Here is a 15,386-nt window from a genome sequence, read left to right as displayed (position 1 = left end):
CCTTCAGCAAGGAAAGCCGCATGCAGACCATCGCCACCCGCCTCGGCGTCATCCCCACCGCCCAAAATCCCGAAACCTTCACCAATGGCTCGCTCCAAGCCTGTCAGGCAGCCGGACCCTGCATTCTGGACACCCCGGCCGGGCGGCTCGTTCCCCAACACACAACCAGCGAACTGCGCAAGAAGGAAGTCCAGCCCGTGGTCTTTCACCCGGGCGGATCATTGCGGTCCCTGCCCCTGGAGGAGCAGACCGTGGTCTCCACCCCGGCTGGCGACATCCCGGCCGAACTGCTCACCTTTCACCCGGACGGCTCCCTGAACCGGGTCTTTCCCCTCAACGGCAGGCTCTCGGGATACTGGAGCCAGGAGGACGAGGCCGGGCTGGCCCGGCCCGCGACCCTGCTCACCCCGGTCGGCATGCTCACGGCCACCATCATCGGCGCGGCCTTCCATCCCTCGGGCGCGCTGCGCAGCCTCACCCTCTGGCCCGGCCAGACCGTGTCCATCGACACCCCGGCGGGCATGGTGGAAACACGCATGGGCGTGTCCTTCTGGCCCAACGGCACGGTCCGCTCCGTGGAACCGGCCCGGCCCACCACAGTGAGCACCCCGGCCGGAGAGATGGCGGCCCACGACCCCGACGCCGTGGGCGTCAACGGCGACGACAACTCCCTGGCCTTCCACCCCGACGGAGCCGTGGCCCGGGTCGTCACGGTGCTCACGCGGCTGACCGCCATCAGCCCGGACGGCCGCTCCACACCCTTTGCCCCTGACCAGCGCGAGAGCCTGTGCGGGGACGGCGAACGCGAGATGATACCCATGATCGTCAGGTTCACCCCGAATGAAGTCATCGTCAGCCAGGCCAGAAACGCGCCGCCGGTCCGCATCGGCCGGGCCGGGCACGCCTTCTTCACCGCGCCCTGGCTGCCCGGGCTCATGGCTCCCATGCCCGACCTGCGCTGCACCATCTGACCCGGCCGCGCCCGGCCCGAAATATCAGCCAAGGTGCAGAACCGTGTGCCAGTGCCACGGATTTCCCCTCCTCATGGAACCGGTGCATAGACATGATTGCCACCCAACAATAGACGATCTCTATTTTTGGCAGCACGCAGACAGGCAACCATCAACCCGTTCCATAAGGAGGCACCATGCCGGACTCGATACACGCCGACTCGCCCCACAAGGCGATGTGGGAAACCCTGAATCTTGATCTTTCCGCCCACGACGCGCTGCTTGAGGTGCTGGGCAAGTTCTATGGCGACATCTACCTGTCCCAGCAGAACCGGCTGCGCGGTGCCGAGTATCTCGACTTTGTCCTCTCCGAGGTGCACGGCCTGCGCATCAAGGAATTGCAGGAAGCCAAGGCCGCCGGGCGCAAGGTGGTGGGCTCATTCTGTGTCTTCGTGCCCGAGGAGATCACCCTGGCCGCCGATGCCGTCCATGTGGGCCTGTGCGCCGGGGCCGAGGCGGGCACGAACCTGGCCGAGCAATTGGTGCCGCGCAACACCTGCGCCCTGATCAAATCCTTCATCGGCTTCAAGATGGCCCGGCTGTGCCCGTTCATCGAATCAAGCGACCTCATCGTGGGCGAGACCACCTGTGACGGAAAGAAGAAGGCCTACGAGGCCTTCAACGAGATCGCCCCCACCTGGGTCATGGAGGTGCCGCAGACCAAGACCCCGGCCGCCCGCGCGCTGTGGCGCTCCGAGGTGAAGCGCTACATGGCCGAGTTGGAGCGGGTCACCGGCCGGACCATCACGGCCGAAAAACTCGCCCAGGGCATCAGAACGGCCAACGCCAAGCGGCGCGCCCTGCAACGCCTGACCGGGCTGCGCGCCGCCTCGCCCGCGCCCATCTCCGGCCGCGATGCCCTGCTCGTCAACCAAATCAGCTTCTACGACGACCCGGTGCGCTTCACGACCAAGATCAACGAATTGTGCGACGAGCTTCAGGCCCGCGTCGAGGCGGGTCGCGGCGTGACTCCGCCCAACACGCCCCGGCTCCTGCTCTCGGGCTGTCCCATGGCCGTGCCCAACTGGAAGCTCCCCTATGTGGTCGAGAGCGCTGGCGCGGTCATTGTTGGCGAGGAATCCTGCATCGGCACCCGCAACTCCCGCGATCTGGTGGACGAATCCGCCACCACCCTGGAGGGTATGCTCGACGCCATCGCCGACCGCTACATGAAGATCGACTGTGCCTGCTTCACGCCCAACGACGAGCGACTTGACAACGTCGCCGACCTGGCCGGGAAGCTCAAGGCGGACGGCGTCATCCACTACAGCCTGCTCTTCTGCCAGCCATACTCCCACGAGGCGCTCAAGATGGACAAGGCTCTGACCAAGGCAGGCATCCCCATGCTCTCCATCGAGACCGACTACTCCATGGAGGACGTGGAACAACTCAAGACGCGGGTGGAGGCCTTTGTGGAGACCCTGGCGTGATCGTCGGGCTGGACATCGGCTCCCGCTCCATCGAGCTGGTGGGCGTGGAAAACGGCGAGGTGATCCTCGCCAGACGCTCGCCCACCACCTTTGACCCGGTGGCCCGGTGCGCCGGGCTGCTGGACGGGCTGCGGCCCGCCGCCCTCGTCGCCACCGGCTACGGCCGCGCCCTTGTCCAGCGCCTGGGTCTTGACTGCCAGACCGCCGCCGTCACCGAGATCAAGGCCCATGCCCGGGGCGCGGCCCATCTCTTCCCCGGGGCGCGCTCGGTGCTGGACATCGGCGGCCAGGACACCAAGGCCATGACCCTGCGCCAGGGCAGGGTCGTCCGCTTCGAGATGAACGACCGCTGCGCCGCCGGGACAGGCAAGTTCCTGGAGTACACCGCCGGGGTCTTCCAGATTCCGGTGGAGGAGTTCGGCGCCTACGCGCTCAAGGGCACGGACCCGCCCGAGATCAGCGCCATGTGCACGGTCTTCGCCGAGACCGAGGCCACCTCGCTCATGGCGCGCGGGGCGCGGCCCGAGAGCATCGCCCTGGGCCTTCACGCGGCCATCGTCAAACGCACGGTGAACATGCTTGGCCGGGTGGGCCACGAGCCGCCCCTGGTCTTCACGGGCGGCGTGGCCAACAACCCGTGCGTCGTGTCCCTGCTGGCCCGGGCGCTGGGGGGAGCCGTGGGGTCCGACATCCTCATCCCTGACGAGCCGGACATGACCGGAGCGCTGGGGGCCGCCCTGTGCGGCCTGGACCAAGCCGCGCGCACTTACTCCACCACCCCGGCCGACCAACTGCGAACCGCCATCTGAGGACACCGCTCGCCCTCTCTTTCACGCAGCGCATCCGACGGCTATTGACACCAATGCAACAGTGTCGCATCATGCACCATCGTTGCCTTCCCGTCACCCGTCACCGTCAACCGTGCGCAAGCGCGCAGCGAGGGAATCACCCATGACAACAAAACGCATCCTGCTGGCCGTCGTTGCCTTCTGCCTTGCCGCCACCATGGGTGTTGGCACGGCCAGGGCCGGGACATCGGTCTTTGTCAGCATCCTGCCCCAGAAGTATTTCGTGGAAAAGATCGCAGGGGATCTGGCCGAGGTCTCGGTGCTGGTCATGCCCGGGGCCAGCCCCCACACCTACGAGCCGACCCCGAGGCAAATGGCCGCCCTGGCAACGGCCAAGGCGTATTTCTCCATCGGCGTGACCTTTGAGGAGGTCTGGCTGCCGCGCATCAACAGCGCCAATCCTTCCTTGCGCATCGTGGCCACGGCCCGGGGCATCGAAAAGCTGCCCATGGACGCCCACCACCATCACGACGATGAGGGCCATGATCACGGGCATGGTCACGACCACGGCGCGGCCGAGCACGGGCACGGCCATGATCACGATCACGACCACGGCATCCTCGACCCCCATGTCTGGCTCTCGCCCGACGGCGCGAGGGTGCTGGCCGCCAACACCCGCGACGGGCTGATCAAGGTGGACCCGGGCAACGAGGCCGTGTACCGGGCCAACACGGACGCCCTGCTTGGCGAGATCGACAGCGTGGACGCCGACATCCGCGCCCTGCTCGACGGCCTGCCCGAGGACCGGCGCTCGTTCATGGTCTTCCACCCCTCCTGGGGCTACTTCGCCCACCAGTACGGGCTGACCCAGATTCCCATCGAGGTGGCCGGTCGGGAACCCAGCCCCAAGGGGCTTTCCGAGGTCATAGAGCAGGGCCGGGCCCTGGGCATCCGGGTGATCTTCGTGCAGCCCCAGTTCTCGGAGCGGAGCGCCCGGGTCATCGCCACCGAGATCGGCGCGCGCACCGCAGTGCTCGACCCCCTGGCCGAGGACTGGCCCGCTTCCATGCGCGACACCGCCCGGGCCATCGCCGATGCGGCCCGCTGATAAACATGCCAGCCGCGCCGGGACCACACCCCGGCGCGGCCACATCCCGGGGCGCAGACACCCCGGGGCGTAGACAAAGGAGACCCCATGCCCCACGCAGACACCGGAAGAGCGGCCCGGACCTTTCTGGTCGGGACCGGCCTGGAGCCGACCCTCAACCGCATCCTCGTCTATTCGGCCGTGGCCGACAGCGACCACCCGCTCACGGCCCGGCAGGTCCTTGAACGGGTTCTGGCCGACCACCGCATCAACCGGGTCACTGTCTACCGGATACTGGACCTGCTGGCCGACTGCGGCGCGGTCAACCGCATCGCCTCGGTGGACGGACCCGCGCGCTTCTGCTCCCGGGGCGGCCGCTGGCCGGGGGGACACAGCCACTTCCACTGTACGCGCTGCGGCGAGGTGCAATGCGTGGACAACGCCATGCTCCACTTCGACGAAAAGGCGCTGGGGCACGATCTGCCCATGCGGATATGCGGCGTGGACTTGCGCCTGGACGGCATCTGCGCCTCATGCGGCAAGGCGGCGGGAACAGGATGATCCGGTCACGGAAGAATCGGGCCGGTCAATAGGCGAAGGGCTGCCCGGATCGGATCTCGAACAGGTAGGGAACCCCGGTGAATGCCGGGGTTTCGACGTTTTCGGCCAGCAGCGCGAACCGGTCGCTGCGGATGGCCGTGAGGGCACCGAAGATGGAAATCCGCGTGTCCTCCACGGCCGGGATCGGCACCACCCGGCCGAGTGCGCGCACCCAGGTGCCGGGCGTGAACGATGCCGGGTCATCCACCCGGACCAGGGCGACCACCCCCGCCGCGTCGGCAAAGCAGCAGGAGATGAAGAGCCGGGTCACGGCCACCAGACCGGCCCGGTCCAGCTCCGGCGTGCGGGCCACACTGCCCTGCACCGCGAAGAGGTCGCCCTCGCGCACCCAGCCGCCGGACTCGCCAGCAATCAGCTCGGCCGCGTTGATCCTGACGTACTCGCGCCCGTCATGAACCTCCACCGGCTCAAAATAGTCGTCCTCGTAACCGGCTTCAAGACCGCCCGTGAACCCGCCCCCGAAGGTCAGGCCGCCCCGCTGCGGCATGGCTGGCCCGGGCTCGAAGAGCATGCCCGGCAGCATCTGGCTTGCGACGGCGAGCCCGAGGAAGACGGCCAGACCGGCCAGCTCCGTGCCCTTGCGCCGCCTCCGGGTGTCCAGGAGGGCACCGAGGCCCAGAATCATCACGCACACGCCCGCCACGAGGGTGAGCCATGCGTACCTGGGGTTGAGGTACTGCCAGTAGCCGGAAGACGTAGCCAGCGCGACCATGAACGCGCCCATGGCCGCCAGCAGGCAGACCTCCACGAGACGGACGAGGGCGGCCACGTTACCACCCTCCCCAGGCGAGCAGGACGCCCATGACATAGACCGTGACCGTGGGCACCACGATCAGGGCCAGGGCCACGCGCCGCGTGAACACCGACAGGAACAGCGGAATCAGCTTGAGATCGACCATGGGGCCGATGGCCATGAACGCCACCTTGGCCGCCACGGGGAAGGAGGCGAAGGACGCGGCCACAAAGGCGTCGGCCTCGGAGCAGATGGACAGGGCGATGGCCAGCAGCATCAGCCCGCCCACGGCCAGCATGGGGCTGCCCACGAAGAATTCGAGCACCCCGGGCGGCAGGAACGCCTTGAACCCGCCCGCCACCAGCGCGCCGAAGACCAGGAACCGGCCCATGGACACGAACTCCGCCGCCGTGTGAAAGAGCACCGCCCGGGTCCGGGCAAAGGGGCCTGCCTGGACATGGCCGCAACCGCAGGCGCAGCCGTGGCCGTGTTCGTGTTCCGGCAGATGGACGGCCTCGGCCTCGTCAAACCGCTTCAGGTCAATGGGCTGCTGGCGCAGGACCGCGCGCGGGCTCGCGCCACCCAGGGCAAACCCCAGGGCCGCGGCCGGGACGATCACCAGCAGCAGCCGCAGGCCGACCACGGACAGGTCTCCCTGGAAGGCGAAGAGGGTGGAGGCGATGACCACCGGATTCACCACCGGCGCGGCCATCATGTAGGGAATGGCCACCCTGGGCGGCACGTTCTTGAGGAGCAGCCGCCGGACCACGGGCACGATCCCGCACTCGCAGGTGGGCAGAAGCATGCCCGCGAACACCCCCACGGCCACCTGCCCGGAGGCACTGCGCGGAATCACGCGCAGCAGAGTGCGCTCGGGCACCAGCACCTCGATGAGGGACCCGATGAGGGAGCCGAGCAGTAGGAAGGGGGCGGCTTCGAGCACGATGGCCGTGGCGGCCGTGGTCATGACGACAAGGGATTCGAGCACTGATTCTCCGGAGTTGGCCGTCAGGCGTCGCAGACCGATCCTATAGCGGAATCATTTCCAAAAATGAAGCGCCAAGGTGCGGCAGGCAAAAAAGAAGGAACGTCAGACGCCCTCTCCCCGGGGCTCGCCGAGCAGCTCGGCCAGCTGGTCGCAGAGCTTGGCCTTATAGGCCCTGGCCTGGGCCAAGTCGCGCATGATCATGTCCAGCTGGCGGGTGTGCATGATCACATGCCCGAGGACGACGAGCCGCGAAAGCATGTGCTCCGGGCCGCGCCCCTCCACCCGGGCGGTCAGGCTGTCCTGGCGCACCGAGGTCCGAAAGCCGAACTCCTCCAACACCTCGGAGATGAGCAGCACGCGCAGCCGCCGCCGTCCCGGATCGGCCGCGCCGCCGAAGAAGCGAAACCCCGCGTAGTTCTCCACCGCGTACTCGCCCACCAGCGCCTCCACGTTGCAGAAGTGGAACCCGAACCGGGACTGGAGCGAGCAGAACTCCTTTGAGATCAGGAAATAGTTCTTGAAGGCCAGGGACGTGCCGCCAGCCACGTTGAGCTTGGGATTCATGGACGCCTCGAACAGGACCGACAGGAATCCCCGGCCGTCCACTGCCGGTGGTCCGGCCCAGGGGACCGCGTTCATGCCGCGCCACAGGGCCAGCATGGGCTGGCAGGCGATCTGGCCAATCTCCACCCATTTGTCGCTGGGCTCGGTGAGAAAGGCGTCCTGCACATTGACCACCCAGAACTGCTTGGGGCGCCCCTCCACATGGAGCTGCTTGGCCTCGTAGCGGCTGACCTTGTGCCCCCGGCCGAAGGAGAACATCTCGGCCACCGCCTTTTCGTGGCAGAAGCGGGTGATGTCGTGCAGGGTGGTGCAGTTTTCCGGGCGGAAGGTTAGTCCCTCGGGGTCGAGCAGGTGCAGGGGGGTGATGTGTTCGGCCACGGCCGCAAGGGCCGTGTGTACCGGGCTGCCCTCCATGAGGTTGGCCCCGGCGTCATCGGGTTCGAGCAGGGACTCGACCACCCCGTGGAGCACGCGCCTGCCATCGGCGTCCACCGTGACCATGGTGGAGTCCGGGATGGAGTCCATGGCGTTGCGCAGGCCGAACAGGGCGGGAACCCGGAATTCGCGGGCCACCGAGGCCAGATGCCCGGCCACGCCGCCCAGCTCGGTGATCACGGCCGAGGCCACCGGCAGGAGCGGGGCCAGGTTCGGCCCGGGTTGCCGGGCCACCAGCACCCCGCCCGGTTCGAAATTCAGGGTATCGGCCGTGGTCCGCACATGGTGGACCTTGCCCGTGGCCACCCCGCCGCTGGCCCTGACCCCGCCGGAGATGACGACGCGGGTGCCCACAGGCAGCGGGCGCACCACCGGCTCGGCCGTGAGCATGACCGCCCGGGCCTGGAGATAGGCGATCTCCCCGGCCTGGTCCACGGCGAATTCGATGTCCTGGGGATAACCGAACTGCTCCTCGATGCGCAGGCAGGTATGCGTCAGGGCCGCCACTTGTTCGTCGGTCAGCGAAGGCTGCGCCGCCATCTCGGCCGGGACACAGGCCATGACCATGCCCCCGGCGTCACCGCCGCGCACGCAGGTGTTCTTGACCGCGATCACGCGGCTGCGCAGGGCCAGGGTCTGGCGGTCCACCACAAAGCTGTCGGCCACCACCGAGCCGTCCACCACGGACTTGGGCCGTCCCCAGCAGGCGTTGATCAGCACGGCGTCCACGTTTTCGGAGAGCGGATCGCGGGTGTAGACCACGCCGCCCGCCCGGGCCTCGACCATTTCCAGAAAGCCGACGCACATGGCGGGCGTGTCCAGCCCCCGGTTGCGGCGGTAGCCCACGGCCTGGACCCCATACAGGGAGGCCACCACCCGCTTGTAGGCGGTGAGCAGGTCCGAGGGATGAGCATTGAGCAGCGTGCGGTACTGACCCGCCGAGAAGGAACCGGCCTCGTCCTCGCCCAGGGCCGAGGAGCGCACCGCCACATTGGGCCTGCGGCCGAGACGGGCCGCCAGCCCCTCGTATTCCCTCGCGATGGCCGAGACCACCTCATCGGGCACCTCGGCCGCCATGACCTTGCTCTCGACGGCCTCGGACAGCGAGAGCATGGACGATGGGCTGTCCGCCCCGGCGGATTGAATCAGCCTTTCGATCTCCTCGCGCAGTCCGCCTGATTCCATGAACATGAGACAGGCATCGGCCGTGACCACGAACCCATCGGGCACGCACAGGCCCATCCGGTTGCGCAGTTCGCCCAGGTGGGCCATCTTGGTGCCGCACTCGGCCGAGTCGTTGCGGTCGATCTCGGCCAGGGCGACCACCCGGCGGCCCTCCACATGCTTCTCCACCCGGGGGAGCGACTCCTGGATATTTCGCCGGATGACCTCGAAACTGTCCTGAAGTCCGGTGTAGCGCCCCGGAGCCAGGGCCTCCAGATGGCGGATAATGGAATACACGACGGCCGTGACCCGGGCCGTCTTGGAGCGGATGAAGCCAAAACCGAAGGGCACCTGCCCGCGCAGCGCCTCCTCCATCTCGGCCATGACCTCAAGGGCCTGGGTGTTGGCAGAGACCAGGAGCTTGAAGGTGTGGTAGCGGGCCTGGAACGATTCGCGCAGCGTCTCCGGCTTTGACGCCGGGCCGATGCCCAACAACGCTCCCATCCTGCGTGAAATCTGCTTGATTCGCTCCACCGGCCCCATGGTTCCCTTCCCCCGGACTGGCGCGCGGGCCCAGAACACTCACGCGCGCAGGCCCCGCCCCGGTCACTCGCCCGGTGCGGTCTCCCCGGGCGCGGGGCAGTCCGCGCGCAGGGATTTGCCCCGGGCGGCCGCCATGATCCGGCACCCGAGCAGTTCAAAATCCACCGGCTTGATCAGGAAGTCGAAGGCCCCGGCCGACATGGCCTGCAGGGCGCAATCCATGTCCGCATACCCGGTGAGCAGGATGACCTCCACCTCGGGGTGGCGGCCCTTGACCAGGGTGAGCACCTGCATTCCGTCCATCTTCGGCATTTTCACGTCGAGCACCATGACGTCCACAGGCTCGCGATCGAGCAGGGCAAGGGCCTCCTGGCCGCCGGACACGGCGGTGGCGACCATGCCACGCCGCCCCAGACGCTTGGACAGGGCCGAAATGAACCCGTCCTCGTCGTCCACAAGCAAGACTCGTATGGCTTCACTCACGAAATGCCTCCATGTTGCCCGCCACCTTACAACCACCTTGCCAAAGAGGCCAGCGAAAGAAAACCCCCGGTGCCGCACCACGCTCCGGGCAGACAACGCCGCCACTTCCAACGGATTGCGTCCGGGTTGGACGGACGCATCGCCACGGAGTGCGCGGACCGCAAACCCGCACCCGCGCGCAAACACGACGCCATGTGGGTCGAAACGCCCCACTTGTGATTTTTTGCACAACGCATCTCCCTGTCCACGCCCCTTGCCGCACCCATCCACCAAGTGGGTCCTTTTACCCCACCGGGGCGTTATGCCCCACTTGAGGACTCCCCCACGGCCAAATCCGGTCAAATCAACGCTCGCGCCAGCCGCGCCGGGCCGGGCGAAACATTCTCTCCAGAAAACATCCGCTGCAATTACAGCCTGTTGGACGCATGGCAGCCAACGCACCCCGCATTCACGTTGGCACGGCCATTGCTCTTGTCAGTCCGGGCCACGACACGCTGACCGCAGCCACTTGAAATACAAGGACGAAAACACAGGACCCTGAATGGACCTTCAGCCCTACAACAATCTTTCCCGCAATCTGGCGCTGGGCGTCATCGGGATTTCTTTCATCCCGCTCCTTCTGGTGGGCGGCCTCATCTTCGTCCAGTTCTCTTCCATATACACTGAAAAGGTCTACGCCCATCTCGGCGCGGTGGTGGACAAGCACCTGGAGACCATCGACGCCTTCCTCGCCGGAAAGCAGTACGAAGTGCTCTACCTCGACAAGGCCTTCACCTACGAGCAGTTGACCACGCCCGCCTTTCTGGAGCGGACCCTCAAGGACATCCAGCAGCAATATGGCCGCGTCTTCGTGGACCTCGGCGTCATCGACGCCTCGGGCCGCCAGGTCGCCTATGCCGGGCCCTTCGACCAGTTGGGCGCGGACTGTTCCGAAGAGTCGTGGTATGTGAACTCCCGCGACAGCAAGATCGCCATCAGCGACGTCTTCCTCGGCCTGCACCGCTCGCCCCACTTCATCGTCACAGTCAACAACTCCGACGGCCTGCGCAGCTGGACCCTCAAGGCCACCATCGACTTCCTGGCCTTTGGCAACCAGGTGGAGAACATCCGCATCGGCAACACGGGCCACGCTTACATCGTCAACGCCCAAGGCGAGCTACAGACCCGTCCCCGGTCAGTGGAGACCCAGGCTCTGAGCATGGTCGCGTCAAGGACGGTGCAGCGGCCCCACACCACCCCCGGCGTGCTCATCGAGCGCTCGCTGGGCAGCGACGGCGAGGACTATATCGTGGTTTCGGCCGCCCTGGCCGGGGCGGACTGGAAGCTCGTCTTCCAGCAGGAGTCCTCGGACGCCCTCTCGGAACTCGCCACCGCCGAGCGCATTGCCCTGCTCGTCCTGGTGGCCGGCGCGCTGGCCATCCTGGGCATGGCCCTGTTCATGAACCGCAAGCTGGTGACCCGGTTCCGGCTCATCGACCTGCGCACCGAGATGATGAACCGGCAGATGATCGAGGCGGGCAAGCTGGCCTCCATAGGCGAGCTTGCCGCGGGCATCGCCCACGAGATCAACAACCCGGTGGCCATCATGATCGAGGAAGCCGGATGGGTCGGCGACCTGCTTGAGGACGAGGGGCGCGAGATGTCCTGCCGCGAGGAGGTGGAACGCGCCCTCGCCCAGATCAGGACCCAGGGTGTGCGTTGCAAGGACATCACCCACAAGCTCCTGAGCTTCGCCCGCCAGACAGACACGCGCGTGACCATGGTCTCCCTGCCCGAGCTGGTGGCCGAGGTGGTCAACCTCTCCATGCAGCCCGCCCGCTACGCCCGCATCGAATTCTCGCTGAACATAGACCCGCACATGCCGCCCATCAAGGCCTCGCCCACCGAACTCCAGCAGGTTTTTCTCAACCTCATCAACAACTCCATCCAGGCCATGGAACAGGACGGCGGCACCCTGATCATATCCTGCCACGCATCACCGGACGAGGTGTTCATCACCGTGGCCGACACCGGCCCCGGCATCCCCGAGGCCAACCTGAGCAGGATATTCGACCCGTTCTTCACCACCAAGCCCGTGGGCAGGGGCAGCGGCCTCGGATTGTCCATCTGCTACGGCATCATCCACCAGATGGGCGGGACCATCGAAGTGGAAAGCACCGTGGGCCATGGTACCAGCTTCAACATCCGGCTGCCCCTTCAGCGATCCGATACTTTCCAGGGAGGAAACTCATGAGCGATGCGTCCCTGCTCATAGTGGACGACGAACCCGGCTTTGTCGAAACCATGCAAAAACGTCTGGCCAAGCGGAACATGACCGCCCACACGGCCCAAAGTGGCGACGAGGCTCTGCGCCGCCTCAGGGAGTTTCCGGAGATCGAGGTCATCGTGCTGGACGTGAAGATGCCTGGCAAGGACGGGCTGGCCGTGCTCCAGGAGATCAAGCAGGCGTTTCCTCTGGTCGAGGTGATCATGCTCACCGGACACGCCACCGTGCCCTCGGCCCTCGAAGGCATCCAGCTTGGCGCGTACGATTATCTCATGAAGCCGTGCAGCTTCGATGTGCTCACCGAGAAGATCAACGAAGCGGCGGCGCTCAAGCGCAGGCATGAGGTCGAGGCCGCCAAGGCCGACGGCGAAAAGGCGTAAGGGATCAACGGCATGCAGGACGGCGCGACACCCATCAGGCTGCTCATCGTGGATGACGAGCGGGGCTTCACGGAGGTGCTGTCCAAGCGGATGACCAGACGGGGTCTTCGCGTGGACACCGCCGCCAGCGGGGCAGAGGCCGTGCGCATGCTGAGGACGCAGGACTACGACGCGACCATCATCGACCTCAAGCTCGAGGGCATGGACGGTGTCGAAATCCTGAAGGTATTCAAGCTGCTTGATCCGGGACTGCCCATCCTCATGCTCACCGGTCACGGGAGCGAGACGGCGGTCAAGGCAAGCATGCGGCTCGGAGCGGCGGACTATCTGTCCAAGCCGGTGGACTTCGAGGCGTTGGTGGCAAAGGTGTTGAATGTGGCCAGACAGGGAGGCGACAAGGCATGACCCGGGTATCGGTGCTCATCGTCGATGACGAGGTCGGCTTCGCCACCGCCCTGTCCAAAAGGCTGAACAAGCGAGGCATGGACACGCGCCTCGTGACAAGCGGGCGCGATGCGCTCACGGTACTGGCTGAGGAAGAGGTGGATGTCACCCTCCTCGATGTCATGATGCCCGGCATGGACGGCATCAAGACCCTCGGGGAAATCAAACGGCTGCACCCCGACACCCAGGTGCTCATGTTCACGGCACACTCGAATTCCGACATGGTCATATCCTGCCTTGCCATGGGCGCGTATGACTATGTCATGAAGCCGGGAAGCCTGGACGAGCTGGTGGGCAAAATCAGGGAAGCAGCCCAAAAAAGGCAGCGGAATTTGGCGCAGGACAGCGGCCCGGAAGCGACAACGGGCTGATCTGCAAACCAATCGCAAGTGGAAGTGAGGTCAAAAATGCGATTCTTCAACCAATGGGGCAAATTCATGTTGGCGGGAGCCGGTGCTCTCGCCCAGTGGGAAATCGACAACGCCCGGCATATCATGGGCAGCAAGAAGCTCAGGATAGTCCTGGGGCTCATGCTCATCCCGATCATCATCGGCGGTATCGCCTTTGCAAATGACCTGGGTCCGGCCCTGCCGGAAATCCTGGGCGGCAAGAAGGCTTACAGCCCGGCCTTCTACAGCCTGACCATCTTCCTGGTGTCCATCGGCATCGGCATGGGCGCAGGACTCATCACCGGCTGCATCGGCGCGGGCGGCGGCTTCATCATCGCCCCGGCGCTCATGAGCGCGGGCATCAAGGGCATCCTGGCGGTCGGCACCGACCTGTTCCACATCTTCGCCAAGGCGATCATGGGCAGCGTCATCCACCGCAAGCTGGGCAACGTCTCGGTGCCCCTGGCCGTGGTCTTCCTCATCGGCGCCATCCTCGGCGCGTCGGCGGGCGGCATTATCAACCGTGTACTCTATGACATCAACCCCATCCTGAGCGACGCCTTCATCACCTCGGTCTACTCCCTGATGCTCGGCTTCCTCGGCTTCTACTCCCTGATCGATTTCCTGCGCAGCCGCAAGGCTGGCGACACCAGCAGCGGCCACGGCGGAAAGAGCGAAGGCGCGGAGATGGGCTCCATGGCCAAGAGCCTCCAGGCCGTCAAATTCCCCCCCATGGTCACCTTTGATCAGGACCTGACCCCCGGCGGCAGGCAGATATCCTGGGTGTTCCTGGTCCTGTCCGGCGCCCTGGTCGGTCTGGCCGCAGGTATCATGGGCGTTGGCGGCGGCTTCCTGACCTTCCCCATCTTCGTCTACGTGCTGGGCGTGTCGTCCATGACCACCGTCGGTACCGACATCTTCCAGATCGTCTTCACCGCCGGTTTCGCGTCCATCAGCCAGTACGCCATCTACGGCTTCATCTTCTACACCCTGGCCATGGGCATGCTGCTCGGCTCGCTGCTGGGCATCCAGATCGGCGCGCTGGTCACCAAGGTGGTGCCCGGCATCACCATCCGCGGCTTCTACGCCATGGCGGTGCTCTCCGGCTTCGTCAACCGCATCTTCGCCCTGCCGGGCAAGCTCGGTGAGATGGATATCCTGCCCATATCGCCAGCCCTGGGCTCCGTGCTCAACGACATCGGCATCTGGGCGTTCTTCGTCGTCATCGGTGGCTTCTCGGTCTGGGTCATCGGAACCTTCCTGAAAAACATCCCGAATCTGAAGGCCAAGGAGGTACACTAAAATGGTCCACAACAAGAAGGAATTCACAGGGGGCCTGGTAGCGCTGGCCCTGTTCTTCGCGGTGCTGTTCTACATGTTCCAGCCGATGTTCAACGGCCTCAACTCCATGGCGTATCTCGACGCCCTGTACAACTCCATCTCCAAGGGCTCGGTCTACTACATCCCCATGGCGGGCGAGGCGGCACAGAAGGTCGAGGGCAAGGATGTCAACCTCGTGCTGCACTACGTTGACGAGAACATCGCCACCCAGTCGGCCGCCCAGATGACGGCCGCAGGCGTGGCCGCCACCGTCAAGGGTACCGATGTCGAGGTGACGGGTTCGCTCAAGGCCATCCTCGATGCGAGCATCGCCGACGCGGACTACATGTACCACAACGACGGCGACTCGGTTTCCGCCAAGTACGCCGGCATCAACCCCCGGCGCGCCTCCTACAATTGGTGGGTGACTCTTGCCCAGATCGACAGGGCCCTCTCCCACCAGGAGGAGTTCGCTGCGGCCAAGGTCGTCAACACTGTGCAGACCCGCGCCGTGGAGACCGCCTACAACTACTTCAAGATCGAGCCGCTGCACATCACCGACAAGCTCGGCACGGTCATCTTCTCGCTGGCCTTCTATGTGTTCTACACCCTGTGGTACGGGTTCGCCATCCTCTGGGTCTTCGAGGGATGGGGACTGCGCCTGAGCCACTAGTCGCAGGACAGCGTCACACCAATCACGCGGCCCGGCTCATCATGACGCCGGGCCGCGCTCTCTTTGAC

The 15,386-nt window shown here is 65.8% G+C and carries 15 protein-coding genes; 11 read left to right on the top strand and 4 right to left on the bottom strand.

Going from position 1 to position 15,386, the window contains the following annotated elements; all coding sequences use genetic code 11:
• The first annotated feature begins 20 nt into the window (after positions 1 to 20).
• The 5 genes from QQS14_RS10515 (at position 21) to QQS14_RS10495 (ending at position 4,876) form a co-directional block, all read left to right on the top strand.
• On the top strand, positions 21 to 971 hold the full coding sequence (locus QQS14_RS10515; RefSeq protein ID WP_285906950.1) for a hypothetical protein: 951 nt from the start codon (positions 21 to 23) through the stop codon (positions 969 to 971).
• Positions 972 to 1,147: 176 nt separating this feature from the next.
• Positions 1,148 to 2,440 carry a double-cubane-cluster-containing anaerobic reductase gene (locus QQS14_RS10510; protein ID WP_285906949.1) on the top strand — a complete coding sequence of 431 codons (1,293 nt, stop codon included), beginning with the start codon at positions 1,148 to 1,150 and terminating at the stop codon, positions 2,438 to 2,440.
• A complete protein-coding gene (locus QQS14_RS10505; RefSeq protein WP_285906948.1) occupies positions 2,437 to 3,249 on the top strand; it encodes an acyl-CoA dehydratase activase in 813 nt (270 codons plus the stop codon). Before QQS14_RS10510 ends, QQS14_RS10505 begins: the two co-directional genes overlap by 4 nt.
• 142 nt (positions 3,250 to 3,391) lie before the next feature.
• On the top strand, positions 3,392 to 4,336 hold the full coding sequence (locus QQS14_RS10500; protein ID WP_285906947.1) for a metal ABC transporter solute-binding protein, Zn/Mn family: 945 nt from the start codon (positions 3,392 to 3,394) through the stop codon (positions 4,334 to 4,336).
• 87 nt (positions 4,337 to 4,423) lie between these two features.
• Entirely contained in the window at positions 4,424 to 4,876 is a 453-nt protein-coding gene (locus QQS14_RS10495) for a Fur family transcriptional regulator (protein WP_285906946.1), read from the top strand.
• 25 nt (positions 4,877 to 4,901) lie between these two features.
• Here the strand turns inward: QQS14_RS10495 and QQS14_RS10490 are convergent, their stop codons facing one another.
• The 4 genes from QQS14_RS10490 to QQS14_RS10475 form a co-directional block, all read right to left on the bottom strand.
• Entirely contained in the window at positions 4,902 to 5,705 is an 804-nt protein-coding gene (locus QQS14_RS10490; RefSeq protein ID WP_285906945.1) for a TIGR03943 family putative permease subunit, read from the bottom strand.
• Position 5,706: 1 nt separating this feature from the next.
• Complete coding sequence (locus tag QQS14_RS10485) at positions 5,707 to 6,657, bottom strand: permease (protein ID WP_285906944.1); 951 nt, start codon at positions 6,655 to 6,657, stop codon at positions 5,707 to 5,709.
• A gap of 102 nt (positions 6,658 to 6,759) precedes the next feature.
• Positions 6,760 to 9,324 (bottom strand): PEP/pyruvate-binding domain-containing protein, encoded by a 2,565-nt coding sequence (locus QQS14_RS10480; RefSeq protein ID WP_285906943.1) that lies wholly within the window; start codon positions 9,322 to 9,324, stop codon positions 6,760 to 6,762.
• A gap of 102 nt (positions 9,325 to 9,426) precedes the next feature.
• Positions 9,427 to 9,846: a response regulator gene (locus QQS14_RS10475; protein ID WP_285906942.1), complete on the bottom strand. Its 420-nt coding sequence runs from the start codon at positions 9,844 to 9,846 to the stop codon at positions 9,427 to 9,429.
• Between the two features lie 541 nt (positions 9,847 to 10,387).
• On the opposite strand from QQS14_RS10475, the gene QQS14_RS10470 reads away from it, so the two are divergent.
• From QQS14_RS10470 to QQS14_RS10445, 6 genes are read left to right on the top strand one after another with little or no spacing between them, the layout of a single operon-like run.
• Entirely contained in the window at positions 10,388 to 12,079 is a 1,692-nt protein-coding gene (locus tag QQS14_RS10470; protein ID WP_285906941.1) for a sensor histidine kinase, read from the top strand.
• Positions 12,076 to 12,492 (top strand): response regulator, encoded by a 417-nt coding sequence (locus QQS14_RS10465; protein ID WP_285906940.1) that lies wholly within the window; start codon positions 12,076 to 12,078, stop codon positions 12,490 to 12,492. Before QQS14_RS10470 ends, QQS14_RS10465 begins: the two co-directional genes overlap by 4 nt.
• 12 nt (positions 12,493 to 12,504) lie before the next feature.
• Positions 12,505 to 12,897 carry a response regulator gene (locus QQS14_RS10460; RefSeq protein ID WP_285906939.1) on the top strand — a complete coding sequence of 131 codons (393 nt, stop codon included), beginning with the start codon at positions 12,505 to 12,507 and terminating at the stop codon, positions 12,895 to 12,897.
• Positions 12,894 to 13,307, top strand: coding sequence for a response regulator (locus QQS14_RS10455; protein WP_285906938.1), 414 nt, complete (start codon positions 12,894 to 12,896; stop codon positions 13,305 to 13,307). Before QQS14_RS10460 ends, QQS14_RS10455 begins: the two co-directional genes overlap by 4 nt.
• 36 nt (positions 13,308 to 13,343) lie before the next feature.
• Positions 13,344 to 14,627 (top strand): sulfite exporter TauE/SafE family protein, encoded by a 1,284-nt coding sequence (locus tag QQS14_RS10450; RefSeq protein WP_285906937.1) that lies wholly within the window; start codon positions 13,344 to 13,346, stop codon positions 14,625 to 14,627.
• A gap of 1 nt (position 14,628) precedes the next feature.
• Positions 14,629 to 15,318, top strand: a complete 690-nt coding sequence (locus tag QQS14_RS10445; RefSeq protein WP_285906936.1) for a hypothetical protein — start codon at positions 14,629 to 14,631, stop codon at positions 15,316 to 15,318.
• Positions 15,319 to 15,386 lie beyond the last annotated feature (68 nt).

It is taken from the genome of Pseudodesulfovibrio pelocollis, from assembly GCF_030282845.1.
In the GTDB taxonomy this organism is placed as follows: Bacteria; Desulfobacterota; Desulfovibrionia; order Desulfovibrionales; family Desulfovibrionaceae; genus Pseudodesulfovibrio; species Pseudodesulfovibrio pelocollis.
Note: the sequence above shows the minus strand (reverse complement) of the source record. Positions and strands in the feature narration are given on the sequence as shown.